Below are 26,018 nucleotides of genomic sequence, written 5' to 3'. Positions count from 1 at the left end.
ATGTATAGGTCAGGTTGTGCTGAAAAAACCGTATTGTCGGCAAAAATCGCATCGGGGGAACAATGTCGATTGCGTCAAGGATGTTTCGCGCGCGCGAGCCGGAAGGCCGAGCCCACCATCTGGCCTTTGGCCTTGGGGCGCTGGCGCTGGCGGCCGCGGTATTTTACGTCGATACCTATACCGACATAGAAGGCGCGATCGCGGTGCTTTATGTCATCACGGTCCTTTTGGCTGCGCAGACTGTAAGCTGGTCGGGACTGATCGCGATCTCCTGCGCCTGCGCCATTCTTTCCCTCCTGTCCTATGCAGCGACCCACGCGCAGGATGCGGATTTCCAGTCGGCGCTTCGGTTGGTCGTCGCCCTTGCGGCACTTGCCGTCACAACCATGCTGCTTTTGAAAACGGAGACCGCCCGGCTGGCAATGCTATCCGTCAATGCGGCGCTGAAGGAAAGCGAGGAGCGTTATCGTTCCATTTTCGACCGTACGCGCGTCGCACTCTGGGAACGCGACTATTCGAAGCTTCACGCCCTGCTGATGGGCCTCAAGCAACGGGGCATCACCGACATGCGGGCCCATGCGCGCGCCAATCCGGGTTTTACGCAGCAATGCATCGATCTCATCACGGTCGTTGCATCGAATGAAGCCGGAAAGGAAATGCTGGGTTACGATTCCTCTATCCGCGGCACCCTCCAGCAATCGGTCGTTTCTTCGTCCGGCAAGTTCGTCGATGTCCTGCAGGCGATCATCGACAACCGGCGTGTTTTCGAAGACAAGGTGGTGGTGCGCACCGACGTCGGCGAAGACAAGCTGGTGCTTCTTTCAATCAGTTTCCCCGCGGAGGCGGCCTCCTTCAACCGTGTGGTGGTCAGCATGGTGGATATCACCCAGCGCGAAATGGCGCTGAAGGCGCTGGCCGAGGCACAGGCGGAGCTGACAAAGGCCTCGAAGGCGGCAGCCGTCGGCGCCATGTCCGCATCGCTCTCCCACGAACTGAACCAGCCGCTTGGCGCCATCATCGTCAATGCGCAGACATTGCTGCGCTGGCTCGATCGCGATCCGCCGGATATTGCCGCCGCCCGCCGCTCGGCCGAACGCATGATCCGCGACGGGCAGCGCGCCAGTGAAATCATCCAGAACACGCGCAGCCTGCTCGCCCATACGAGCGGCAAGCTGGAAACCTTCGACCTCGATGAGTTCATCGACGAAACGCTAAGCCTTCTCGAACATGAGCTGGAACGCAGTGGAACCACGGTGCATGTGGAAAAAGCGGCCACGCCGCCGATAACGGCCGTCAGGATCGAATTGCAGCAGGTCCTCATCAACCTTCTCACCAATGCCATTCAGGCCATGGACGAGGCGGGCACCGGCAATCGCACCATCACGGTGCGGAAGGAGCGCGAAGACAGGGACAATATTCATATTGCGGTTCACGACAATGGACCGGGTTTCCCGGTGCAGATGAAGGAAAAGCTGTTTTCGCCGTTTTTCACGACCAAGGAGACGGGAATGGGCATGGGGCTGTCCATCTGCCGCACGACACTGGAAGCACGGGGCGGCAGGCTTACCGGTGACAATCATCCTCTCGGCGGGGCGGTCTTTACCATTTCCATGCCGATCAGCCAGGAGATGGAACATGCCTGAGCCACGCAAGACGACAAAGGAGCCGCCGTCACCCATCGTGTTCATCGTCGACGACGATGTGTCGATGCGCGAGGCGCTCACCGATCTTTTCCGCTCCATGAAGTTCGATGCCGAAGCTTTCGACAGCGCCGCCGCCTTTCTTGAAAAAGCCAATCTGAACCGGCCCGGCTGCCTGCTGCTTGATGTGCGGCTTCCGGGCATAAGCGGTCTTGATTTCCAGATGCAGCTGGAACGCGTCGGCAACCGGATGCCGATCATTTTCATGACCGGCTTCGGCGATATCCCGATGAGCGTGCGGGCGATGAAGGCCGGCGCTGTCGATTTTCTGACCAAGCCCTTCAAGGAACAGGACATTCTGGACGCCGTCGCGGCCGCGATGGAGCGGGATGCGTCGCGCCGCCGCGAAAGCGCCCAGAACGAGGCAGTCACCTCCCTTGCCGAACAGCTGACGCCAAGGGAACGCGAGGTCATGGGCGCCGTTGTCCGCGGCCTGATGAACAAGCAGATCGCCTATGAGCTCGGCATCAGCGAAGTCACCGTGAAACTGCACCGAGGCAATGTCATGCGCAAAATGGAAGCGAGATCGGTTGCCGACCTCGTGCGGAAAGCGGAGCTGATCGGCGAGAAGTTCAGGCCACCTGTATCTTAGTATGGTATCTTTGAGAGCGGCATGGGCGCATAGAGAAAGAAAGAAAAACAGAAAAGGTCGCTTTCATTGCCCCCCGTTCCCGTCATTGCCGTCGTCGACGACGATCCCGCCATTCGCGAAGCCATGGATGATCTCATCATGTCCTTCGGTTACGAATGCCGCCTGTTTGTTTCTGCCGAACAATTCCTGGAATCGAAGCAGCAGGCGGACATCGACTGCATCGTCGTGGATGTCAAAATGCCCGGTCTTTCCGGCATCGAGTTGCAGAGCGAGCTGAACAGGCGCGGCAACCACCCGCCGATGATCTTCGTCACCTCCTATCAGGATGAGCGCACCCGGAATGCGGCCTTGAACGGCGGCGCTTTGGCCTTTCTCGGCAAGCCGGTCAATATCGTCAGTCTGATCGGATGCCTGGAATCCGTTCTCGCCCGGCCGTCCTGACGGTTGACGCTTCGCCACCGAGCGGGCGAGCCAGCCTATATCCGCTCGCAGACAAGCCTTCCATCGCTCTGCTTGCATCTCTTCCAAGTGAAATCCGTCGCTATTTCATGCTCCGACGCCTGGCGTCCGGGCAGGCATTGCCATTGAGCGGATGCCTCTGGGCGCTTATCCCGCCGCCAACACCTTCCGCTATACGAACTAGACCTCTGTATAGATGCCGGCTCCGCTTCTCCGCCGTAGCCTTTGCTCCAGTCAAGCGCTTCCCCTCCGAACGTTCCTGACGACACCATCACCCTTTTTAGGAGCAGGGCATGACCTCCATCAGCAAGAATGCGGACGAGCAGAGACCCCGTCGTCTCAAAGTCGCAGCGGTGTTGGCACTGGGTACGGTTGCCGTGCTCGGTGGCAATGCTTTCCTGATCAGGAATGGCGAACCGGCGCTTGCGGCCTCCGAAGACGTCGCATCAGCCAGCGCCTTCCGCACCCTCACACCACAGGCGATCGACAGGCTGGGCGGACTTTCCGCTCCCGCGCCGACGCTCAGTGAAACGTCCAAAGGCGCACAGGCTGTTCCGGCACTGGACAAGACATCCTGCGTCGCCACCCGCGCCGCCCAGAAAACGGACCGGCACGACGCGCTCGATCCCAAGGCCTTCTGCCAGCTGCAGCACCGCCTCTTCAATGCCGAGCTGATCGACCGCATCGCCGTGCTCCAGCTCGCATCACAGACCCGCTCTATCGACACCTCGTCCCAACTCGCCATGAACAAGGAGTTCTGAAATGGAAACATTGACCAGACGCGCAGTCCTCGCAATCGGCGCCGTCGGCGGCACCGCCCTTGCCGCCAGCACGGCCGGGGCAGCCTCTTTCGGCAATCCCGACCAGCCCGCCGAGGGAGCAATCAACGCCAATGCCGCGGGTCTCAGCGATCCCGGCCCGAAGAACCCTGCGATCAACGATCAGTTTCCATCCTTCCAGAGCCCGCCGGCGACCGATGTGGGCGACATGCAGCTCTTCTGGGGCTCGTTCAACAACGCCGCCAAGCGTATCCAGAACGGCGGATGGGCACGTCAGGTGACCAAATCGGACTTCGCGATTTCGGATGCCGTGTCCGGCGTCAACATGCGGCTCGGACCGGGCGGCGTTCGTGAGATGCACTGGCACCGTGCCGCAGAATGGGCGATCATGACCAATGGCCGTTGCCGCATCACGGTGCTCGATACGCAGGGCCGCGCCTATGTGCAGGATGTCGAGGCCGGTGATCTCTGGTATTTTCCGGCCGGCTACCCCCATTCGCTGCAGGGACTTGGCCCTGAAGGGTGCGAATTCGTCATCGTGTTCGACGAAGGCGACCAGTCCGAATATGGCACCCTGCTTCTGACGGACTGGCTGGCGCATACCTCACCCGAACTGCTGGCCAAGAATTTCGGCGTCGCGCAGGACGTGTTCCGGAACATTCCGCTGCAGAACCTCTGGATTTTCCAGGGCAAGGAGCCGGGACCGCTCTCCAGGGATCAGGAAGCCGTTGCCGGCGCGGGACTTCCCCCATTCCCTTTCACCTACAAACTCGCTGCATCAAAACCACTGAAGGAAAATGCTGCCGGGGTCATTCGCCTTGCGGATAGCAGCGCCTTTACCGTGTCCAAAACCATCGCCGCCGCCATCGAAACGATCAAGCCCGGCGGTGTGCGCGAAATGCACTGGCATCCCAATGCGGACGAATGGCAATACTGGATCAAGGGTGAAGGCCGGATGACCGTGTTCGACGCGGGCCCGCGCAGCCAGACCGCCGATTTCCGCGCCGGCGATATCGGTTACGTGAAAAGAAGTCAGGGACACATCATCGAAAATACCGGGAAGACCGACCTGCAATTCGTCGCGGTCTTCAAGACCGCCGAATACCAGGAGGTCAGCCTGTCCTTCTGGCTGACGCATACCCCACCGGCGCTGGTGGCCCAGCACCTCAACGTCAGCGTCGAAGACGTGGCGAAATTTCCCGCAAACCAGCCGGCGATCATGCCGGGCTGAACATCCTGTCCGCCCATTGACCGGCGTTTCGGCATGTCCGATCCGCCGGTCTTTTCTCACCGAGACAAGGCGCGACGCCGCAAAACCAATATCGAAAGACAGGAACGGCCATGAAACCATTGACAATCCGCATCGCCGGCGGCTCGCTTGCCGGTCTTTTCACGGCGATATTGCTGCAGCAGGACGGGCACGATGTGAAAGTCTACGAACGCTCGTCGTCCGGCCTCGGCGGGCGTGGTGCAGGACTGGTGCCGCAGCAGGACCTGTTCGAGGTTCTGGACCAGATCGGCTGCGAAGACGTCACCCATGTCGGTGTGGTTGCGAAGGAGCGCATCTACCTCGATGCTGGCGGCCGCGTGGCCCAGCGCCAGAAGACGCCGCAGATGCAGATTTCATGGGACTACCTCTTTGAGCGCGTGTCCTCCCGCCTCCTCGCCGATACCTATCTCCTGGGACACCATGTCGACGCGGTTCGGGAAGGCCCTGATGGAGTGATGCTGTCCTTCGCCGACGGCAGGCAAGAGCGCGCTGATCTCGTAATAGGCGCGGATGGCTTGGGTTCGGCCATCCGCAAGGCGGTCAATCGCCATTCGGAAAACGCCTTTGCGGGTTATGTCGCCTGGCGCGGGCTGATACCCGAAACCAGATTACCGGCCGATGCGTCCCTGCTGCTCGACCGCTTCGCTTTTTACATCACACCCGGAATTCATGTTCTGGGTTACCTCGTGCCGGGGCCACTTGGTGAGACACAACATGGACAGCGCCGTTACAACTGGGTGTGGTATCGTCCTACACCGGCCGATGAGCTTGGCCGAACCTTCACCGGCCGCGACGGCAGGCATTTCGAATATTCGCTGCCCCGTGGCGAACTGACTGAGCAGCGCCGCGAGCAACTGCGCAGGGACGCGTCCTCCCTTCTGCCGCCGCAATTGGCGCTTGCGGTGGAAGCGGAGGAAAACCCATCGATCCAAGGCATTTTTGACTATGAGGCTGAACAGATGGTGTCGCCGCGCATGGCGCTGGTCGGAGATGCCGCCTTTGTGGTTCGCCCTCACACCGCGATGGGCGTTTCCAAGGCCGCGGGAGACGCAATGGCGCTGCGCGACGCCCTGCGGCAAACGGACGACCTGCCCACCGCCCTTTCACGATATCAGAGAAGCCGCCTGCCGGTGGGCAAGGCAATTGCAGCCTTTGGGCGGCGACTTGCCGAAACCGCCATCTGAACACGGGTCAAAAATCAGGGACGGTCCTGTCTTGCTTCACCCCATCTTTGCGCTACGCTTGCGATCAGGGATTTCTCAATGGAGGGACTGAGGAATGTGCAACCACTGCGTGATCGAGAACGTGAAAAAGAACATGCTGTCACGACGCCTGCTGTTCAAGGGCGCCGTGGCCGGTGTAACGGCGGTGGCGGCAGGCAGCCTCGCGGCTCCGGTGCTTGCGCAAACACCCGGACGGGTCATCGATCTCACCCACACCTATGATTCCGCATTTCCCACCTTCGACGGCAAACCGGGCATCGAATACGAATGGGCAGCTGATATCACCAAGGATGGTTATCAGCTCCACAAGCTCACCATCTACGAACATACCGGCACACATATCGATGCACCGTTCCACTTCAGCGCCGACGGCGCGAGCGTCGATCAGCTGGAGCCGCAGAAACTTGTCGCGCCGCTGGTCATCATCGACATCACCGACCGCGCAAAAGAGGATGCCAATTCCACCATCGAGGCTGAAGACATCGAGCGCTGGATATCTGCAAATGGCGATATCCCGGCAGGTGCGATCGTCGCCCTGCGCTCCGGCTGGGCAACCAGAGTGAAGAGCCCCTCATTCCGCACCGACGACGCCGGAAAATTCGCCTTTCCCGGTTTCGGCAAGTCGGCAACCGACCTTCTGCTCAAGCGCGACACGGTCGCGATCGGCGTCGACACGCTTTCGCTGGATCCGGGCAACTCTGCCGATTTCGCCGTTCACAATTCCTGGCTTCCGGCCGGGCGCTACGGTATCGAAGGCCTCAACAACCTCGAGGCTTTGCCGGTCAAGGGCGCAACCGTCGTCGTCGGCGCGCCGGCACATCGTGGCGGAACAGGCGGTCCGGCCCGGATTCTGGCCCTGGTCTGAAAGCAGCATTGCGGGCGGCCCGGATGCACCAGCGGCTCACCTGCTGCATCAGATAAAGCCGCTCCGAATCCGCCGCGGTTGTTCGGGAAAAGGCGGGGCGAAACATCGCCCCGCGCCTGACAGGAAGAACGCCGGGCGGCGGCATCGCTGAGAACATATCCCCTTGCCGCAAAAACCTCCGCACGGGAGAATTTCAAGAGATAATCAACGCCCGGATTGCCGGTTAGAGAGTGCTCAGCCGCACCACCGTCATTTTCCCAGTTCGACCAGTGGTCGTCACGTCAAGGCCCTTCCCCATCCCAGCCAGTTCAAGGCTAAGCAGAAATGTTTTCCGGCTCTCCGTGGCGCGACGCAGGCACCCCGCATGTATGGCGGCCTGCCCCGGTCGGGCCGACACGATCTGCATTGGCTGGCCTTTGCATCAGGTGCCGTGCTGCATGGTCGTTACCGGCGAATGAAGATCGAAACAAAGTATGATCCACTATATGGACCTTGCAGATGCGCAAATAAACTGCACAAATCCGTCTATTTACTGTTGATTTCACAAATATTCCTGTGTATCCCGGATACATGGTTTTGTAGTGGTCCATATTGTGGAGGCAATATACCGATACATTCAGACTTTTGGAGGGGTCTGGCCAGTCTGGCAACAACAGCTATCCTGATGTCGCGGTCGTGGCATGGACATCCTGTTTTGCTGACATCTTATTGCGAAGGTTGTTCTGTGGGAGAGGAGGCCCCGATGACCATGACCGCAGACGCGAATGACGACGTATTTGTACTCGATGGCGAACTGTTGCACACCGGACCGGTAACGGGCTCGTGGTTCATGCGCCCCATCGAGGCCGTGGCGGCCGTGCTGCTGGCGGTGATGATCGGCCTGCTTCTGCTGGGCGTGACGTCACGTTATGCCCTGCATCTACCGATTGTCTGGATCGATGAAACGGCGTCCTTGTGCTTCCTGTGGTTTGCCATGCTGGGTGCGGCGATTGCCATCGATCGCAGTGAACATCTGCGCCTGACGCTGTTTCTCAACATGTTCCCGCAACGTGTTCTGGGCTATATCAATTCGCTGGCGCTGGTGCTGGTGGCGACATTTCTTGCAGCAATCATCAAGCCCGCCATGGAATACGCCATCGAGGAATGGGTGGTCACGTCAGCAGCGCTGAATATTCCGATGTCGTTTCGCGCTGCGGCGCTGCCGGTCGGCGCCTGTCTCATGCTGCTTCTGGTGCTCAACAATCTTTTCCGGCGGGAAAAGCTGCGCGATATCATCACGGCCCTTGTAACCGTCGCCGTTGCCTCCGGCCTGCTCTATCTGGCATCGCCGATGCTGGAATCCCTCGGCAATTTTAATCTGGCGATCTTCCTCGGCCTGTTCGTTGCGGTATTTCTGGTGCTGGGCGTGCCGATTGCCTTCTGCTTCGGCCTTGGAACCCTCGCCTATCTGACCTTCACCACCTGGGTTCCGACCATTGTGATGATCGGGCGCATGGACGAGGGCATGTCCGGCATCATTCTGCTGTCAGTGCCGGTCTTCGTGCTGCTGGGCTGCGTGCTCGATGCCACCGGCATGGGCAGGGCGATTGTCGAGCTTCTGTCCTCGATGTTCGGCCATATCAGGGCGGGCATGTCCTATGTGCTGCTCGGTTCGCTGTTTCTCGTCTCCGGCATTTCCGGCTCCAAGGTTTCCGATATGGCAACCGTCGCACCGGCGCTTTTTCCGGAAATGAAGCGCCGTGGCCACAAGCCCAAGGAAATGATCGCGCTTCTGGCCACCGGTGCCGCCATGGCCGATACGGTTCCGCCCTCCATCGTGCTGATCGTCCTGGGGTCGGCGGCCGGTGTGTCGATTGCCGGCCTCTTCACCTCCGGTTTCATGATTGCCATGGTGCTGCTTCTGGTGCTGGCCGTTCTGGCCCGCTGGAAGGCGCGGCATGAAAACATGGAAGGTGCAAAGCGCACCCCCTGGCCGCTGGTGGGCAAGGCAGCCCTGATTGCCGCCCCGGCGCTCGTTTTGCCCTTCCTCATCCGCAGCCTGGTGGGCGGCGGTGTCGCCACGGCAACCGAAGTGTCCACTATCGCCGTGCTCTACGCGATGATCATCGGCGCGGTGCTTTATGGCGGCATCAGCCTCAAAAAGCTCTATTCCATGCTGGTCGAGACGGCAGCCCTTTCCGGGGCGATCCTGCTGATCCTCGGCTGCGCATCGGCCATGGCCTGGGGGCTGACGCAGAGCGGCTTTGCCTTCCAGCTGACCGCGATGATCACCGATCTGCCGGGCGGCTGGATGACCTATATGGTCGTGTCGATCCTGATCTTCATGATCCTCGGCTGCGTTCTGGAGGGTCTGCCGGCGATCGTTCTGCTCGCGCCGATCATGTTCCCGATCGCCCGTACACTTGGCATCAACGACATCCATTATTCGATGGTCGTGGTGGTTGCCATGAATATCGGCCTGATGGCGCCGCCCATCGGCATCGGCTTCTACATCGCCTGCAAGATCGGCAACGTCTCGCCGGATGAAGCCATGGGCGCCATCTGGCCCTATCTCGCGGCCATGGTCATCGGCCTGCTGCTGATCGCCGCAATCCCCGGCTTTTCGACCATTCTGCTCTAAGACCGTGGCGGGTCCACCCGCCACGCCGATGAATGATGCATGCTTTATTTTGGGAGGAGAAAGCAATGAATATCAACAGACGTACCATGCTCGCCGGCGCCGGTTCCGCCGTTCTGGCCACAGCCTTCGTGTCGCGCGCCCGCGCTGCCCAGTACAATTATAAATATGCCAACAATCTGCCTGCCGCGCACCCGATGAACATTCGCGCCAAGGAGGCCGCTGACCGGATTGCCAAGGAAACCGACGGTCAGGTGATGATCAATATCTTCCCCAGCAGCCAGTTGGGCGCGGATACGGACGTGCTGAGCCAGGTGCGCTCGGGAGGCGTTGAATTCTTCACGCTTTCGCCGCTGATCCTGTCGACGCTGGTGCCGAACGCCTCCATCAGCGGCATCGGTTTCGCCTTCCCGAACTATGATTCCGTATGGGCGGCCATGGATGGCGATCTCGGAAAATATGTGCGCGGCGAAATTGCCAAGCAGAACCTCGTTGCCATGGACACGATCTGGGATAACGGCTTCCGCCAGATCACCAGCGCGTCCAAGCCCATCGCCACGCCGGCCGATCTCGAAAGCTTCAAGATCCGCGTGCCGGTGAGCCCGCTCTGGACCTCTATGTTCAAGGCTTTCAAGTCGGCCCCTGCCTCGATCAATTTCGCCGAGGTCTATACCGCGCTGCAGACCGGTGTGGTCGATGGCCAGGAGAATCCGCTGGCGATCATTTCCACCGCAAAGCTGTTCGAAGTGCAGAAATTCTGCTCGGTTACCAACCACATGTGGGACGGTTTCTGGTTCCTGGCCAATAAGCGCGCCTGGGAGCGTCTGCCGGATGACCTGCGCGCTATCGTCGCCAAAAATCTCAACCAGTCCGGCAAGGATGAACGCGCCGATGTGGCGAAGCTCAATGCCTCGGTCAAGGAAGATCTGATTTCCAAGGGCATGACCTTCAACGACACGGATGCGACGCTCTTCCGCGCCGCGTTGAAAGACGCAGGTTTCTATTCCGAGTGGAAAGGCAAATACGGCGATGAAGCCTGGGCCATTCTTGAAAAGGCCGTTGGCGCAAGCCTGACCTGATCGGTCCATTGTATAACTGGCCCCGCCCGTAGCGGGGCCAACCCGACTATGTCTGACGATTGGAATGGAGACTGCTTTGACAGGTCGCCTGACGGGAAAACGCGCGCTTGTGTTTGGCGCAGGATCATCGGGTCCGGGCTTTGGCAATGGCAAGGCTGCGGCCGTGCAATTTGCCCGCGAAGGCGCGCGCGTAGCCTGTGTCGATCTCTCCGCTGACGCGGCTGAAGAAACGGCTGAGATCATTCGCGGCGAAGGTTTGGAGGCGATTGCGGTTGCTGCCGATGTCACTGATCTACAGTCCGTATCGGTCACCGTTGACCGCGCCTGCGAGGCCTTTGGCGGCATCGATATTCTGCACAATAATGTCGGCGTGACCCATATGGGCGGGCCGGTCGAGCTGGATGAGGAACGTTTCCGCGCCTCGGTCGATCTCAATATCGGCTCCGTTTATCGCACCGCCAAGGCCGTGTTGCCGGTAATGCTGGCGCAGGGCGGCGGGGCCATCGTCAACATCTCGTCGCTCGCCTCCATTCGCTGGACCGGCTATCCCTATTTTGCCTATTACGCCATGAAGGCCGCCGTAAACCAGGCGACCGTGGCGCTGGCCATGCAATATGCTCGGGAGGGTATTCGCGCCAATTGCATTCTGCCGGGCATGATCGACACGCCGCTGATCTACAAGCAGATCAGCAGTCAGTATGCCTCTGTCGAGGACATGGTGGCGGCGCGCAATGCCGCCGTCCCGGTGGGCCGCATGGGCGATGCCTTCGATATCGCCCGCGCCGCCGTTTTTCTCGCATCTGATGAGGCCAAGTTCATCACCGGCGTCTGTTTGCCGGTCGATGGTGGGCAAAGCTGTGCGGTGGGGGCGTTTTCCTGATATGGCCACGACAACGATCCCGGTAGAAAACGATCTGACAGGCGCGCGCGCGGTGGACCGGGCTCTGGCGCTACTCTCCATGGTCGGGAGGCACGCGGAACGCGGCGTGGCGCTTTCGGTCATCGTGACAGAAAGCGGACTGAACAAACCCACGGCCCGCCGCCTGCTGCTTGCTCTGATCCGCGCCGGGCTTGTGGAGCAGGATGAGGAAACGCGGCGTTATTACCTCGGCGAAGAAACCTATGTGCTGGGCAGCCTGTCATCGCGCCGGTTTGGCCTTCTTCAAATGGCGCAGGACGGCCTGACGCGCATTTCCCGCCGCTCGGAGGATTCGAGCTTCCTTTCCGTACGCCGTGATACATTTGCCCTGTGCCTTTACCGCGAAGAAGGCACCTGGCCGGTGCGCACCCATGCGCTTCAGGCCGGTTTCGAACACCCCTTGGGTATTGGTGCGGGTTCGCTCGCCATGCTGGCGGCGCTGCCGGACGCCGAGGTGGAAAGTATCATTGCGGCCAATAGCGGGCTGATTGCCGCTAATTATCCCGGCATCACGCTTGAGGGCTTGCGCCGTGATGTCGAGTTGACGAGAGCCAATGGCTATTCGCTAAATCCCGGCCTGATCCTTTCTAATTCCTGGGGTATTGGCGTTGCCATCCGCGCGCCTGATGGCGCGGTAGCGGGAGCGTTGAGCATTGCCGCTGTGGACAGCCGCATGCGACCGGAGCGCCAGCCGGAACTCGCAGCGCTGCTGCGCGATGAAGTAACCCGCATCGAGACACGCATCGCAGAAATGATGGCCAGCCGCGCCCGCACGCGCGGTGAAGGCGAGATGAAACGGCAAACGAGGAGAACGAGCAAATGAGCAAAGCGCAGATCGTCGGCTGGGCGCATTCGCCTTTCGGCAAGTCGGCCCTTGAAAATACCGAGCAACTGATGGCTTCGGTCGTGGCGCCGGCCATAGACCATGCGGGCGTCGATGTCAGCGATATCGACGGCATTTTCGTCGGCGTGATGAACAATGGCTTCTCGAAACAGGATTTTCAGGGCGCCCTGGTAGCGATGGGCGATGAGCGCCTCGCCTATACGCCGGCAGTGCGTTTCGAAAATGCCTGCTCAACAGGATCGGCCGCCCTCTATAGCGCCATGGACTTCATCGAAGCCGGGCGCGGCCGCATCGCACTCGTTGTCGGCGCCGAAAAAATGACGGCGCTGCCGACCGCAGAGGTGGGCGAAATCCTGCTCTCCGCCTGTTACCGTGCGGAGGAGGCCAATATTCCCGGCGGGTTTGCCGGCCAGTTCGGCCGCATCGCACAGGCATATTTTCAACGTTATGGCGACCGCTCGGAAGAGCTGGCGATGATTGCCGCAAAGAACCACGCCAATGGCGCGGTCAATCCCTATGCCCATATGCGCAAGGATTTCGGCTTCGATTTCTGCAATACGGTTTCGGACAAGAACCCCTACGTCGCAGGCCCGCTGCGCCGCACCGACTGCTCGCTGATTTCGGATGGCGCTGCCGCGATCATTTTGGCCGACGAGGAAACGGCAGCCACACTCAACCGCGCCATCGGCTTCCGGGGCCGCAAGCATGTCAACGACATCATGGCATTGAGCCGTCGCGATCCGTTGGCCTTCGAAGGCGCGCGCCGCGCCTGGGCCGGCTCGCTGGAACTTGCCGGCGCAACGCTCGAAGACCTCTCTTTCGTTGAAACGCACGACTGCTTCACCATTGCCGAACTTATCGAATATGAGGCCATGGGGCTTGCGAAGCCCGGTGAAGGATATCGCGTTGTCCAGGATGGAACGGCGCTCAAGACCGGACGCCTGCCAATCAACCCATCGGGTGGATTGAAATCGAAAGGTCATCCCGTCGGGGCGACCGGCGTTTCCATGCATGTCATGGCGGCGATGCAATTGATGGGCGAGGCAGGCGACATGCAAATTCCCAATGCCTCGCTGGCTGGCGTGTTCAACATGGGGGGCACGGCGGTTGCCAATTACGTCTCGATCATGGAGCGTGTGAAATGACGATGCAAAGTGCCGTGCAGCATCCCGCGGGCGGGGTTGCGCCCTCCACCACGCGGGTGATGAACCTCTCGCATTTCCTGACGCAGGCGGCACGCCGCAACCCGGATCATATCGGTTTCGTCTGGGGTGAAAAGACTTGGAGCTGGGCTCAAATGGAAGCCCGCGTCGACGCAATGGCCCATGCGCTGGAGTCTGAATTCGGCGCCAGAAAGGGGGACCGCATTCTGGTGCAGTCCTCCAACAACAACCAGATGTTCGAATCCATGTTCGCATGCTTTCGCGTGGGTGCGGTGTGGGTGCCGACCAATTACCGTCAATCGCCCGATGAAGTTGCCTATCTGGCGAAGGCCAGCGGTGCACGCGGCATGATTTGCGCCAGTGCTTTTCCCGATCATGCAAAAGCCAGCCATGAGGCGGGCACGATCGATTTCAGCATCGCCATCGGTACGGCTGAGTTCGGTGAGGATTACGATGCCATCGTGGCCCGTCATATGGGGCACAAAGTCAAAAGCCAGGCAGTGGATCGGGATGACCCGTGTTGGTTCTTCTTCACCTCGGGCACCACCGGCCGGCCCAAGGCTGCAGTGCTTACCCATGGCCAGATGGCGTTCGTCATCACCAACCATCTCTGCGATCTGATGCCCGGCACCGGACCGGACGACGCCTCCATCGTCGTTGCCCCGCTTTCACACGGTGCGGGCATTCACCAGCTGGTGCAGGTGGCGCATGGCGCGAAAACCGTGCTTCCGTCGGCGGAAAAGCTCGATGTGCCCGCCGTCTGGGCGCTGATCGAAAAATGGCGTATCACCAACGCCTTCACTGTACCGACGATCCTTAAAATGCTCGTCGAAGACCCCTCTGTGGATCGTTTCGATCACTCCTCGCTGCGCTATGTCATCTATGCCGGCGCGCCGATGTATCGCGCGGACCAGAAACGGGCGCTTGCAAAGCTCGGCCCGGTGCTGGTGCAATATTTCGGCCTGGGTGAAGTCACCGGTAACATCACCGTGCTGCCGCCTTCGTTTCATAACGCCGAGGACGGTCCGGAAACGCGGATCGGCACCTGCGGCTTCGACCGCACCGGCATGGAAGTGCAGATCCAGAACGATGCGGGCGAGGAAGTTGACGCCGGTGAAACCGGCGAAATTTGTGTGATCGGTCCCGCCGTTTTCGCCGGCTACTACGATAATCCCGAGGCCAATGCCAAAGCCTTCCGCAGTGGCTGGTTCCGCACGGGCGACCTTGGTCATCGCGATGAGAACGGCTTCCTCTACATCACCGGGCGCGCCTCCGACATGTATATTTCCGGCGGCTCGAACATCTATCCGCGTGAAATCGAAGAAAAAATCCTCATGCATCCTGACATCAGCGAGACTGCGGTTCTGGGTGTGCCGGACGCGGTGTGGGGCGAGGTCGGTGTGGCCGTGTGCGTGGCACGCGAGGGCGCGGATATCGCCGCCATCGATCTGAAGGCCTATCTGGAAGGCAAGATGGCCCGCTACAAGCTGCCGAAATCAGTGGTGTTCTGGGATGCAATGCCGAAATCCGCCTACGGCAAGATCACCAAGAAAATGATCCGCGAGGAACTGGAGAAACGCGGTCAGATGCCGGCTTCCGAAGAAAAGCGGACAGGCTGACAGGCGTGACATTCAATCGGGAGGAGACGGCATGACACAAGAGAAGACAGGGACAAAAGGGGTTGTCGCGATCACCGGCGGTGCATCCGGCATCGGTTTCTCCACTGCGCAGCTCCTGATGGCGCGCGGCTGGCAACCATGGTTGCTGGATCTCAAGCGCGAGGCGCTGGATATAGCCTGCGAAAAGCTCGGTATCGACCTCTCGCGCGGCATCGTCTGCAATGTTGCGGACGAGGCATCGATAGAGACGGCATTCGCCGCCCTGACGGCTAACGGTGCCGATCATGCGGTTGATCTGGTCGCCGTCGTCAACAGCGCCGGCATCGGTATCGACAAGCTGTCCGTCGACACAAGCGTCGAAGAATTTCGCCGCATCGTTGATGTCAATCTCGTCGGCAGCTTCGCGGTAGCGCGCACTGCCGCACGTTACTGGCTGGAGCGCGATATTGCTGGCTCGATCGTGAATATCAGCTCTGTTTCCGGCATGTGTGGAAATCGTGGCCGCAGCGCCTATGGCGCTTCGAAAGGCGGCGTCAATCTTCTGACGATGGTAATGGCAAACGAGCTGGGGCAATCGGGCATTCGTGTCAACGCAATTGCTCCCGGTCCGGTAGATACCCCCCTCACCCAGGCAGTTCATACGGAAAATGTTCGCGACCAATGGCATAGCCGCGTTCCGATGCATCGCTATGGCAGGACGGACGAGATCGCCTCTGCCGTGGCTTTCCTCGTGTCGGATGACGCAAGCTACATCAACGGACAGGTACTCGCCGTGGATGGGGGCTTCATTACCGCGGGGCTTGCGGTATGACGGAGACAGGCACGCAAGAGCTTCCCCGCCACATCGTCCATCCCGGACCGATAACGCCTGAACGCTTTCGTGCCGTCGGCTGCCATGCCTATCCTGTTACTCTGACGGTCCGGCCCGGCGTAAGCGCCAACCAAGCGATTGCCGATGCCTTTGCGGAGTTGGGGTTCGAAGGCGGTTACGTAAGACTTAAGAACGTACCGATGAAACGGCTGCATTATGTCATGCCGGCGGCCGCACCGGATGACGCACATGCCGCATGGTATAGCGAAACCTTTTCCGTGCCGGGTGGCACAATCATCGATGCCGGCCTGCATATGGGCCGGCGTGATAGCGCGCCGTTTCTGCATTGCCATGGGTCATGGAAGAGTGCCGACGGCGTTGTCTCCATGGGGCATCTGCTGCCTTTCGAGACCGAATTTGCTGTAGAAACACCGCTAGAAGCTCTGGCACTGGATGGAGCGATCCTCGATGTGCAAAAGGATGAGGAAACCAACTTCCCCCTTTTTACACCCATCGCGCAACAGCGCCACCAAAAGCGTTCGGGTCTTCGGGCACTTTTATGCACAGTGCGCCCCAATACCGATATATGCACGGCACTCGAAGAGGTCTCTACCCAGTTTGGCCTGCGAGAAGCCGAAGTCAATGGAATTGGCAGCCTGGTCGGTGCGGATTATGAAGACGGAACAAGCCTCACTGCCTACGCGAGCGAAATCCTCATAAACAAGGGCCGTATCGGCCAAGCCGTTCCCGGAGGCCGCAAAGCAATGCTGGATATTGCGATGGTGGACCTCACCACACATATCAGCGGCGGGCGGCTGGTGCGCGGCAAAAACCCGGTCTGCGTTACTTTCGAACTACTTCTGACCGAAAGACAGAGGCACGCAGTATGAGTTGCGCTCAGCAACTCACCGGCCCGCCTTACTACAACTCACGCCGCCTGCGGCTTTTCCGCAGGCAACCACTCTTCCAGCGTCACTTCAAAAGTCATGCAAACCGGGTTAGCTCCGGCGATGAAGGGACCGCCATAAACCGAACCTTCGGTATCGGCGACGACACCGGTCAGCGAGGCGCGCAGCGAGCCGTCCGGCTGGGCACGCACTTCGCCGGCAATGGAGACGATTTCCACGGCGGGACCGCGTATTTGCAAGAACGCGCCGCTGCGGGTGCCGAGACAGGCATCGACCAGACTGCCCAGCGCGCCGCGCACAAAGGCATTTCTGAAACCTTCGGCAAGGCACAGTTTTTCGACACCGAGAACGAGGTCTTCATTGGGTGCGATGCGGGCATAGGCCACACGCCCCATGGATCCGGTTTCGACAGTGTTATGCGTGTTCATCGGCGCGCTCCGTACGGTTCCTGGGTTGAAGAAGGGGAATGTTGGTTTCAGGGTCGAAGGACTGCTGCAGCACGAAACTGTCGAGTGACGTCACCAGGGCGGAAACGCCGCCCTCGCCAACAATACAGGATTCAGTCAGCAGATGGCCGCCCTTGACCACACCCGCCGCGGTGCGCATGGCGGCATGGCAATGAACAATCGGCTCGCCCTTCATGCTGCGCCCGAGCGTAGCATTGCCGAAGACAAGCCAGGCAGCACCCGCGTCGATGGGCTTCGTATAGGCAATGACCGCTCTGCCGGAAGGGTCGGGCGGGGCCACGCAATAGGACAATATGTCAAAATAACCGCCGAGAATGGTGAGCGAGGCATTCTCAATGCCGTTTTCGAAAAGCGGCCGCACGATGCCATCGTAAAGGCTACGCCCCGGCGCGACGAACAGCCGCACATGGCGCGCAGATGGCGAGCGAAGGCTGTTGATGCGCACTGGCGCGGAAATGCCGGGATGGATGAGCGTTCTCGGCCTTGGAAAATGTTGCTGCTCTATCGATGCCACGCCTGCTCCTCCCTGCTGCCTGTACCTTGCAGTACGGTACTCAAAGATCAGCCGAAGGTGCTTTCGAATGACACCACCAAACGGCGCGTCGGAAAACACTTCTTTCGCAGGCTGCCGCAGCGACGGCAGATTTTTTTGCAACGTATTTTGGGGAGGCCGGCATGACGAAGCCGCTAGACAGAATTGACCGCAAAATATTGCGCACCCTCCTGGAGAACGGCAGGTTGAGCAATTCGGAGCTTTCGGAAAAGGTGGGGCTCTCGCCCAGCCCCTGCTGGCAGCGCGTCAAGCGGCTGGAAGACGAAGGGGTCATTCGCGGCTACACCGCCATTCTCGATCAAGCCAAGCTCGGACTGACCGAAACCGTTATCATCGAGGTGATGCTGGAGCGCCACGACGACGAGGTTCTGGAGCGTTTCGGGGAAGCGATGGCCGCTCTTCCAGAGGTGTTGGAAGCCTATCTGACAACAGGTGAATATGATTATCTCATCAAGGTGGCAGTGGCGGGAACCGCAGGCTACGAGCAGTTTCTGAGGCGGAAACTCTATAAGATAGAGGGTGTGCGCCACTCCCGATCCTGTTTCGCGCTCAAATGTCTCAAACACACATTATCAGTCGTGCCCGATCCCGAACCTCCAATAACCGAAGCGGCAGGCATTGCCCGCGTGCCGGCAAGATAGCGGAATGCATTCCCATTCTTTTGCATGGTCTGTCCCTTGAGTTCGCAAAGGCTTCCATCTCGGCCATGGCTGACGCCAATGGATGTTACCCCGCCCCTGCCACGCAAATCCATCCCGGCCAATGCCGACGCCATAGCGCATGGCGGCGCATCGGGCTCGACAGTTTATCCACCTCCTGGCATCCGGCCTGCGGCTCTTACGATCGTTGTGGTGCTTGGCGTCTCCCTCGGCAAGCGCTGCAAGAACTCGTCCGATGATCATCACCTGGCAGCGTGATATTATCCCTATTTACCAATATCCTCGGGGTATGTTTTAATCTCGCCATGTTGGAGAAACCAAGGTGTTTCGGGGTATCCACCCTTAAGGCGTTATGCCTTTTGCTGAGTGTTTCTGTATGTCTTTTCCTGGCCTCGTGTGCGCGGCCAGGCCAGGCGAGTTTGCAGGTCGTGCAGCCGGCAAGGGGCGCGACACAGCAGACAATTCTGGTCGTGACAACGCGCGAACCGGATAAATTGGGCAATAACGGCTTCTCCAGCGAAAGAGCCCAATATCCGACCTATCTCCGCATGGTCGTTTCGGTTCCACCGGGACACAGACCGGGGACGATCGAATGGCCACGCGGAACACCAAATGCCGCGTCTTCCTTTGCGGTCATCGAAAGCAAAGTTATCTCTCACGAGAAATTCGTCGATATGGCTGCAGCCGGGCGCTCGGCTTTGGTCTTCGTGCACGGTTACAACAACAATTTCCAGGAAAGCCTGTTCCGGCTCGTCCAGATATCGGCCGACGCTGACGCCAGAAGCACACCGATATTGTTTGCGTGGCCGTCTCGGGGAAATTTCTCGAGCTATCTCGCCGACAGGGATTCCAGCAATTTCTCCCGTGACGAACTCGTGCAAACCCTTGATGATCTCGGCACCAGAAAAGTCGAGACGAAAATTCTGGCACATAGCATGGGCAGTTGGCTGACCGTCGAGACATTGCGGCAATTGCGCCTTCAGTCGAAAAGTCTTTCCCTTGGCCAGATCGACCAGGTGATACTTGCCGCGCCTGATATCGACATCGATATCTTCCGGAAGCAACTGAAAGTCGTCGGCAACCTGAAAAAACCGATCATCGTACTGTCCACAAAGGACGATCTCGCTCTCGCGACATCACGATGGCTCTCAGGTGCATCAGCCAAAGCCGGGGCGCTCGATATCGATGATCCCCGCACCATCGCATTGGCCGAAGAACGCAATCTCCAGATCATCGATATTAGCGATGTGAGGGCGCCGACGAGGATCAGACACGACAGATTCGTCACGCTGGCGACCATGCTGCCCCGGATTCCCTTGAGGGCCCTGACGGCGGGAACGGTGGGAACGGGCACGCTTTCCGTCTCGCCGGCCAACTCCGAGGATGAACGTATTCTCAGGGAGGCCGCCGAATTGCTGGACGAAGACAACCATCCGGCATTGCCACGTCGATCCGCCGGTTCAATGTAATAACGCGAGAGGTGAGTGAAATGGAAAGACATCGCAGATTGTTTCTTCAGCTCATTGGAGCCTTGATACTGGTACCAGGGGCAGCATCCTCGGAAACGGTGGGGCCCCGTGCTCCCGTGGGCAGACGCCCGCCGCCGCCGCCGAAACGGAAAGAACACACTCCTCCTCCACGAAAGGGCTATCGATGGATTGAGGGACGATGGGTATGGAATATCCGGCGAAGCCGATATGTCTGGGTGGCCGGGCGGTTTCAACGCCATCGGTCATAGGACGAGATCAGGCTATAGCCGCGAAGGATCAGGTCGTCCTGCGCTTTCACAACGACATTCTGCTCCGCCAAAAATGGTGCCCCCGGAGCAGATTGCATCATCTATGGCCGATGGACATTGCTACGCTTTATCTTGGCTTCAGCGTCGCGACGAGCCACCGCACCGAAGAGGGGAAGGAGTTGCCAGAGAGCGGAAACCCCGATCAACGCATAGATGATACGCGCAAGGATGGCGCCCGGGCCTCCCAACAAAAGCCCTATGGGATCGAACTGGAACAGGCCGATGAGAAGCCAGTCAAGCCCGCCGATGACGATAAGAAGCAATGTAATCGTGTTGAGTATACGCATCTCGCCGCTCCTACCCATCTGAATTTGCAGTTTCGCTGTCTGAAAGGACGGTGGCGAGCCACGTCGTGGAGGCGACCATCGAACAGAAGACGATGAATGTGATCAATATCGGAACCCCTATGAAGGCTCCGGCCAGCCCCCACATGAAACTCCAGAAGAACACCGAAAAGATGACCGCAAAAGGCGATATGGCCAGCGATGCACCCGCCAGCCTCGGTTCGAGGTAACTGCCGATAACGAACTGTATGAGGTTGAGGCTCACAAAGATAAGCAGTGCTGGCTGCCAGGTATCAAACTGGGCAATGGCGAAGAGGGTCGGCAGGGTCGTCGCCACCAATGGCCCCAGAAACGGAATGTAGTTGAAGGCAAATGCGATGACGCCCCAGGCCGCAGCCAGTTCCAATCCCGCCCCGATGGACAGGAGCCATACGAGCAATCCCGTGAGAATGCTGGCGAAGGTACGCACAAGCATGAAACGGCGAAATTTCATTGCAATGATGCGGCTCGCTGCAAGGATGATCTGGCCGTGAGGCTGCGTAGCCGGCAGCCCCAAGCGAACGGCGAAATCCTCGACCTCCAGAAGCCCCAGCATGACGAAGATCAGCACCAGCAGCGTAAACCCGCCGAAGCTGTTCAGGCGCCCCGCCGTGCTCTGCAGAACCGACAGCAGTCTGGTGACATCGAACCAGTCCCCGATCGGCCCGGCTATCGCTATGCCATGCTGTTCCAGCCAATCCACGACAGCCGAATAAGTGGCTTGCAGGCGGTCGGCATTCATGAACAGCCACTGGCCCAGCCTGCCCAATCCCCAGGCGAGCGAGGAACCGATCGCGACGATGAAGCCGATCGTGATGATCAACGTGATCAGCAGCGCCAGAAGACGCGGAAGCCTTGTCTGCAAGGCAAGCTGGCAAGGCCACACGATGGCGATGATGAAGAGAGCGAAAAATAGGGGCGCAAAAACCGCTTGCGCTGCGAACAGGAGAGCTAAAACGAGAATGCCGGAAACGAGCATGCCTGTCATCGGTTTGCGAGGTGCTTCCGGCATTTTCCGCTCCTGACAGCTACCAAATCGGGTATGCTCGCTTGTCTCGTGGCCCAAAGCGCTAAAGCTGGCCTTCGGCGGCCGCCATAGAACCCGGATGGATTGATTTCAAAGAATGTTTTTATGGATGCGGCCATCCTTCATGATGACGGAAAGGTATTTCTGAGGATTTTCCATGAGGCTGATGTCATCGAGCGGATTCCCGTCAACGACGATAAGATCTGCCAGTGCATCGATTTCGATCACACCGAGCTTGCCGGGATAGGGATTGCGGAAACTGGAAAGTGCCAGCAATTCCGCATTGCCTGATGTCGCCATCTGCAGGATTTCTGCACTTGTGTACCAGTGACGCAGATGCGTGAGCATGAAATTCTGACGCGGACCGAGTTGTGGCGAAAACAGAACATCCGACCCCCAGGCCGTCTTGATCCCGTATTTCCGGGCAAACTCATAGATTCTGGGCGTGCCGGCGAATAGTTGCTGGATACGCTCCAGACCCGGTCCACTCTGCGATGCCGCGTCCTCCATCGTCAGGAAGGGCTGCATGCTGAGCCATGCTCCCTTGTCGGCGATCATTCCCGCCGTTTCCTCATCGATCAGATGGGCGTGCTCGATACAGGCGACACCCGCTGCCAGCGCCCGTTGCACCGCGCGAGGCGTATAGGCGTGGGTCGTAACATAGGTGTTCCAGTCCCGCGCCACCTCGACGGCTGCCCTCAGCTCTTCCTCGCTGAATGTCGTCATGTCGAGCGGACTTCGCGGAGACGACACACCCCCGCTTCCGACGATCTTGATCTGCGATGCTCCCTGGAGCAATTGCTCCCGAACACGCAATCTCATCTCGCCTATGTCGTCGACAATTGCCGATGCCCCCATCAGCTCGCTTGAGCTTAGCCGCCCTCCATCCCTTGGGATTTCCGTCGACAAACGTAAATCGCCGTGACCACCTGACGTCGTTATCATCGCCCCGCACGGGAATATGCGTGGCCCGGGTATCATCCCTGCGTCCACGGCCTGCTTGAATGAAAATACAGGTCCTCCAAGATCGCGCACCGTTGTGAAGCCGCGCATGAGCGTCCGCTCGGCTTCGGCAGTCGAGGCCGCAAAAATGATACCGGGGTCTCCAGCCAAGAGGATATTAAGGGGAACCGCCGCAAAAATCGTATGCCAGTGAGCATCGATCAAACCCGGCAGCAGAACACCATTGCGGCAATTTATGACAGTCGCGTCTGCAGGTACCGGATTGTTGGCCGGGTCAACAGCGATGATTTTCCCGTTTTCTACAAGAACCTGCACACCCGTTTGCACCGTGCCTGATTTACCGTCGAAAAGACGCACCTCGCGGAATACGGTTTTTGACTGGGCTTCCTGGGCAGTGGAGGACTTCGGCATCCCGGTCGAAAGCGCGGCAGCTGCGAGACCCGCCAGGAATCCCCGTCTCGACAGGGATTCCAGCCGACGCGAGACGGTCTGCAGCGAAGGATTGAAGCAGCCGCAGCCAGCACTGTGGACCAGATGGCTATATTTCCGTCCGAAACTTTGCATGAGGCGTCGTCTCCTCAACAGGGGCTGCCTGGATGACGGCATCCCATTACGGCAAGACAGGAAGCGCGCGTGTCAGGTGCGCGCTCCCAGCGGTTTCGTGAAATGCTTCAATAGTCAACGGCATCGCGGACAATCGGGCACGTCATGCAATGGCCGCCGCCGCGACCGCGCCCAAGCTCGGCGCCCGTGATCGTAATGACCTCGATGCCCTCCTTGCGAAGCAGGGTATTGGTGTAGGTGTTTCGGTCATAGGCATAGACGACGCCAGGTGAAGCACATACGAGGTTCGCGCCGCTGTCCCATTGGGTTCGCTCGCGCATATAGTCGTTGCCGCCGGTCTCCACGACGCGCATCTTTTTCAGGCCGAGGGAATCCCTGACAGTCTCAACAAAGCTGCCCTTGTCCTTGTGCAGCTCGACCCCTCCATTGCCGTCCGGGCGGAAAGAAAAGGCCTCGATACCGTTGACGATATCCGGATAGAGCAGGACGCAGTCGCGGTCGGCGAAGGTGAAGACCGTATCGAGATGCATGGCTGCGCGCAGCTTGGGCATGGCGGCGACAATCACACGTTCCGCCGCTCCCTTCTCGAACAAGGCGGCCGCGACCTGGCTGATGGCCTGGCGGGACGTTCGTTCGCTCATGCCGATCAGGACATTGCCTTTGCCGATCGGCATCACGTCACCGCCTTCCAGCGTGGCAAGGCCCCAGTCCTTGGTCGGATCGCCCCACCAGACATTGACCTTGCCCGCAAAGTCCGGATGAAACTTGTAGATAGCCGTGGTGAGGATCGTCTCCTCATGACGCGCCGGCCAATAAAGCGAGTTGAGGGTAACGCCGCCATAGATCCAGCATGTCGTGTCCCGTGTGTAGAGGGTATTCGGCAGAGGTGGCAGGAGATATTCGTTGACCCCCGCAGCATCGCGTATCAGAGCGAGCTGCTCTCCCCCGACACTGTCCGGAAACTCAAAGGTCGACAATCCGCCGATCAGCGTTTCGGCGAGTTCCCGATCTCCCAGTCCTTCGAGATAGGACCTGACCTCATTGAGAAGACCCAGCCCGATCTGGTTGGGCACGACCTGTTGATCGAGAATCCAGGTTCTGGCTTCCGGTATGGCCACGGTTTGCGCCAGGAGATTGTGCATCTCCAAGACCTCGATTCCGCGATCCCGCATTTTCGTCATGAAGTCGAAATGATCACGCTTGGCGTTTTCCACCCACAGGACATCGTCAAAGAGAAGCGCGTCACAATTGGTTGGTGTCAGCCGCTGGTGCGCTCGCCCGGGTGCGCAGACCATGACCTTGCGCAGTTGCCCAACTTCGGAATGAACGCCAAAAGGTGTCGTTTGTGTCATGACCTTCGCCTCTCAGTTTAGGGTGTGATGATACCTGTAAGCAATCCGTAGGCCCCAACCAGGCCTCCGATAATCGTCACTGCGAACACGATGAGTTCGGCCGGTGTGAACAATGTGAGTTTCTGTTCGCGTCGCGCCCAGAAGTAGAGAATGGTGCCCGGCACGAACAGCACTGCGACAAGCAGGACATATTTCAAACCGGCGGCGGCAAACATGAAGAGCGTGTAGACGACCGCAACCCAGGCGAAGAATTGATCGCGCCCCCGTTGTTCCGGTGTGGTCTCATAACCCTCACCCCGACGAGCCACCAGCACGCCGTAACCAGCAACGAGAAGATAGGGCAAGAGCGCCGTCACGCTTGTCATGTCCAGCATGAAGTTGAATGCATCTCGCGACCAGTAGGTCGAAATGACGAAAAGCGAGACAACGATATTGGTCAGCCAAAGCGCATTTGCGGGCACCCTGTTGCCATTCTGCTCTGCAAACATTTTCGGCATGTCCTGCGACTTGGCTGCGGCAAAAAGCACTTCCGCGCAAATGAGAGACCACGCCAGATATGCGCCGAGAACAGAAATCAGGACGCCGATGGATATGAACACAGCACCCCAATGCCCAACGACCGCTTCGAGAACGCTGGCTATGGATGGCTGTTGAACCGCTGCAATGGCCGATTGGGGCAAGACCGCATAGGGCAGCAACGTTACGGCGACCATGAGGCCTGTCACACCGACGAAGCCGAGGATCGTGGCAGAGCCGACGTCAGATCGCTTCTGGGCGAAGCGGGAGTAAACGCTTGCCCCTTCGATGCCGAGGAACACGAAAACGGTAATGAGCATCGTATCCCGCACTTGTGAGACAAGCGACTTCACGGGCATGTCGGCGCCACCGAAAAAGTTCTCGGAAAACTGTGTGTAGTTAAAGAATATGATCAACGCCACAATGAAGACCAGGATCGGAACGATCTTGGCAATGGTGACGATCGTATTGACAAAAGCCGCCTGCTCCACGCCGCGCAAAATCATGAAATGAAACGCCCATATGCCGACAAGCGATACGATGATTGCCGTCGCGCTGCTTCCATCTCCGAAGATTGACGGAAAAAAGCGACCGAGAGTCGAGCCGATCAAAACCCAGTAAAAAACGTTGCCAAGGCAACTGCCGAGCCAATAACCGAAGGCGGAAAGGAAACCCATGTAGTTTCCAAAACCTTCCTTGGCGTAGGCGAAAACACCTGAATCTATGTCCGGCTTCTTCTCCGCGAGCGCCTGAAAGACGCGCGCGAGCATATACATGCCCGTCCCCGCGATAACCCAGGCGATGATCGCGCCAAAGGGTCCCGTGGCAGATCCGAAGCGGCCCGGAAGGTTGAAAATACCCGCCCCCACCATGGAGCCGACAACCATTGCCGTCAGTGAGAATAACGTGAGTTTCTGTTGCGACGTTGCCATAAACATACCTCTCCCA

The 26,018-nt window shown here is 59.1% G+C and carries 25 protein-coding genes and 1 pseudogene; 18 read left to right on the top strand and 8 right to left on the bottom strand.

Annotated elements, in window-relative coordinates; all coding sequences use genetic code 11:
* Window positions 1-62 precede the first annotated feature (62 nt).
* The 15 genes from V6R85_RS21170 (at window position 63) to V6R85_RS21100 (ending at window position 16,830) form a co-directional block, all read left to right on the top strand.
* On the top strand, window positions 63-1,643 hold the full coding sequence (locus tag V6R85_RS21170; protein ID WP_112958792.1) for a PAS domain-containing sensor histidine kinase: 1,581 nt from the start codon (window positions 63-65) through the stop codon (window positions 1,641-1,643).
* Complete coding sequence (locus V6R85_RS21165) at window positions 1,636-2,292, top strand: response regulator transcription factor (protein WP_060723814.1); 657 nt, start codon at window positions 1,636-1,638, stop codon at window positions 2,290-2,292. Before V6R85_RS21170 ends, V6R85_RS21165 begins: the two co-directional genes overlap by 8 nt.
* Window positions 2,293-2,358: 66 nt before the next feature.
* Window positions 2,359-2,733, top strand: coding sequence for a response regulator transcription factor (locus tag V6R85_RS21160; protein WP_003508307.1), 375 nt, complete (start codon window positions 2,359-2,361; stop codon window positions 2,731-2,733).
* 311 nt (window positions 2,734-3,044) lie between these two features.
* Window positions 3,045-3,512 carry a hypothetical protein gene (locus V6R85_RS21155; protein WP_087745436.1) on the top strand — a complete coding sequence of 156 codons (468 nt, stop codon included), beginning with the start codon at window positions 3,045-3,047 and terminating at the stop codon, window positions 3,510-3,512.
* A 1-nt stretch (window position 3,513) separates the two neighbouring features.
* Window positions 3,514-4,761: an oxalate decarboxylase family bicupin gene (locus V6R85_RS21150; protein ID WP_112958791.1), complete on the top strand. Its 1,248-nt coding sequence runs from the start codon at window positions 3,514-3,516 to the stop codon at window positions 4,759-4,761.
* Between the two features lie 110 nt (window positions 4,762-4,871).
* Window positions 4,872-5,984, top strand: coding sequence for an FAD binding domain-containing protein (locus tag V6R85_RS21145; protein WP_112958790.1), 1,113 nt, complete (start codon window positions 4,872-4,874; stop codon window positions 5,982-5,984).
* Between the two features lie 94 nt (window positions 5,985-6,078).
* The gene (locus V6R85_RS21140; RefSeq protein WP_003508279.1) at window positions 6,079-6,888 is read left to right on the top strand and encodes a cyclase family protein; all 810 of its coding nucleotides are present in this window, start codon (window positions 6,079-6,081) and stop codon (window positions 6,886-6,888) included.
* Window positions 6,889-7,630: 742 nt separating this feature from the next.
* A complete protein-coding gene (locus V6R85_RS21135; RefSeq protein WP_003508278.1) occupies window positions 7,631-9,508 on the top strand; it encodes a TRAP transporter large permease in 1,878 nt (625 codons plus the stop codon).
* A 65-nt stretch (window positions 9,509-9,573) separates the two neighbouring features.
* Window positions 9,574-10,584, top strand: a complete 1,011-nt coding sequence (locus tag V6R85_RS21130; protein ID WP_026372383.1) for a TRAP transporter substrate-binding protein — start codon at window positions 9,574-9,576, stop codon at window positions 10,582-10,584.
* Between the two features lie 76 nt (window positions 10,585-10,660).
* Window positions 10,661-11,464: an SDR family NAD(P)-dependent oxidoreductase gene (locus V6R85_RS21125; RefSeq protein WP_162724199.1), complete on the top strand. Its 804-nt coding sequence runs from the start codon at window positions 10,661-10,663 to the stop codon at window positions 11,462-11,464.
* A 1-nt stretch (window position 11,465) separates the two neighbouring features.
* Window positions 11,466-12,326 (top strand): IclR family transcriptional regulator, encoded by an 861-nt coding sequence (locus V6R85_RS21120; RefSeq protein ID WP_112958788.1) that lies wholly within the window; start codon window positions 11,466-11,468, stop codon window positions 12,324-12,326.
* The gene (locus V6R85_RS21115) at window positions 12,323-13,492 is read left to right on the top strand and encodes an acetyl-CoA acetyltransferase (RefSeq protein ID WP_112958787.1); all 1,170 of its coding nucleotides are present in this window, start codon (window positions 12,323-12,325) and stop codon (window positions 13,490-13,492) included. The genes V6R85_RS21120 and V6R85_RS21115 overlap by 4 nt, the downstream gene beginning before the upstream one ends.
* Window positions 13,489-15,129, top strand: coding sequence for an acyl-CoA synthetase (locus tag V6R85_RS21110; RefSeq protein WP_112958786.1), 1,641 nt, complete (start codon window positions 13,489-13,491; stop codon window positions 15,127-15,129). Before V6R85_RS21115 ends, V6R85_RS21110 begins: the two co-directional genes overlap by 4 nt.
* 31 nt (window positions 15,130-15,160) lie before the next feature.
* On the top strand, window positions 15,161-15,940 hold the full coding sequence (locus V6R85_RS21105; RefSeq protein WP_112958785.1) for an SDR family NAD(P)-dependent oxidoreductase: 780 nt from the start codon (window positions 15,161-15,163) through the stop codon (window positions 15,938-15,940).
* Window positions 15,937-16,830 carry a DUF296 domain-containing protein gene (locus V6R85_RS21100; RefSeq protein WP_112958784.1) on the top strand — a complete coding sequence of 298 codons (894 nt, stop codon included), beginning with the start codon at window positions 15,937-15,939 and terminating at the stop codon, window positions 16,828-16,830. Before V6R85_RS21105 ends, V6R85_RS21100 begins: the two co-directional genes overlap by 4 nt.
* 38 nt (window positions 16,831-16,868) lie before the next feature.
* Here the strand turns inward: V6R85_RS21100 and V6R85_RS21095 are convergent, their stop codons facing one another.
* Both V6R85_RS21095 and V6R85_RS21090 read right to left on the bottom strand, forming a co-directional pair.
* Window positions 16,869-17,276 (bottom strand): PPC domain-containing DNA-binding protein, encoded by a 408-nt coding sequence (locus V6R85_RS21095; protein WP_162633726.1) that lies wholly within the window; start codon window positions 17,274-17,276, stop codon window positions 16,869-16,871.
* Complete coding sequence (locus V6R85_RS21090; protein ID WP_003508264.1) at window positions 17,263-17,829, bottom strand: hypothetical protein; 567 nt, start codon at window positions 17,827-17,829, stop codon at window positions 17,263-17,265. The genes V6R85_RS21095 and V6R85_RS21090 overlap by 14 nt, the downstream gene beginning before the upstream one ends.
* 161 nt (window positions 17,830-17,990) lie before the next feature.
* On the opposite strand from V6R85_RS21090, the gene V6R85_RS21085 reads away from it, so the two are divergent.
* Window positions 17,991-18,509, top strand: a complete 519-nt coding sequence (locus tag V6R85_RS21085) for an Lrp/AsnC family transcriptional regulator (protein WP_035213215.1) — start codon at window positions 17,991-17,993, stop codon at window positions 18,507-18,509.
* Between the two features lie 48 nt (window positions 18,510-18,557).
* Here the strand turns inward: V6R85_RS21085 and V6R85_RS21080 are convergent.
* Window positions 18,558-18,653: pseudogene (locus V6R85_RS21080) on the bottom strand (L,D-transpeptidase); the annotation flags it as partial.
* A 344-nt stretch (window positions 18,654-18,997) separates the two neighbouring features.
* Here V6R85_RS21080 and V6R85_RS21075 point away from each other — a divergent pair.
* Entirely contained in the window at window positions 18,998-19,996 is a 999-nt protein-coding gene (locus tag V6R85_RS21075; protein WP_162724197.1) for an alpha/beta hydrolase, read from the top strand.
* 20 nt (window positions 19,997-20,016) lie between these two features.
* The gene (locus V6R85_RS26070; RefSeq protein ID WP_080570356.1) at window positions 20,017-20,265 is read left to right on the top strand and encodes a YXWGXW repeat-containing protein; all 249 of its coding nucleotides are present in this window, start codon (window positions 20,017-20,019) and stop codon (window positions 20,263-20,265) included.
* A gap of 101 nt (window positions 20,266-20,366) precedes the next feature.
* On the opposite strand, the gene V6R85_RS21070 is transcribed toward V6R85_RS26070, so the two are convergent.
* The 5 genes from V6R85_RS21070 to V6R85_RS21050 form a co-directional block, all read right to left on the bottom strand.
* A complete protein-coding gene (locus tag V6R85_RS21070) occupies window positions 20,367-20,612 on the bottom strand; it encodes a DUF378 domain-containing protein (protein ID WP_162724196.1) in 246 nt (81 codons plus the stop codon).
* 10 nt (window positions 20,613-20,622) lie between these two features.
* A complete protein-coding gene (locus V6R85_RS21065; RefSeq protein ID WP_112958780.1) occupies window positions 20,623-21,660 on the bottom strand; it encodes an AI-2E family transporter in 1,038 nt (345 codons plus the stop codon).
* A gap of 105 nt (window positions 21,661-21,765) precedes the next feature.
* The gene (locus V6R85_RS21060; protein WP_112958779.1) at window positions 21,766-23,202 is read right to left on the bottom strand and encodes a metal-dependent hydrolase family protein; all 1,437 of its coding nucleotides are present in this window, start codon (window positions 23,200-23,202) and stop codon (window positions 21,766-21,768) included.
* 107 nt (window positions 23,203-23,309) lie between these two features.
* Entirely contained in the window at window positions 23,310-24,554 is a 1,245-nt protein-coding gene (locus V6R85_RS21055) for an arginine deiminase (RefSeq protein WP_112958778.1), read from the bottom strand.
* 17 nt (window positions 24,555-24,571) lie between these two features.
* Complete coding sequence (locus V6R85_RS21050) at window positions 24,572-26,002, bottom strand: basic amino acid/polyamine antiporter (protein ID WP_099086982.1); 1,431 nt, start codon at window positions 26,000-26,002, stop codon at window positions 24,572-24,574.
* Window positions 26,003-26,018 lie beyond the last annotated feature (16 nt).

The organism is Agrobacterium sp. CCNWLW32 (assembly GCF_037083425.1).
Lineage (GTDB): Bacteria > Pseudomonadota > Alphaproteobacteria > Rhizobiales > Rhizobiaceae > Agrobacterium > Agrobacterium radiobacter.
This window is presented reverse-complemented; position numbering and strand designations above follow the sequence as displayed.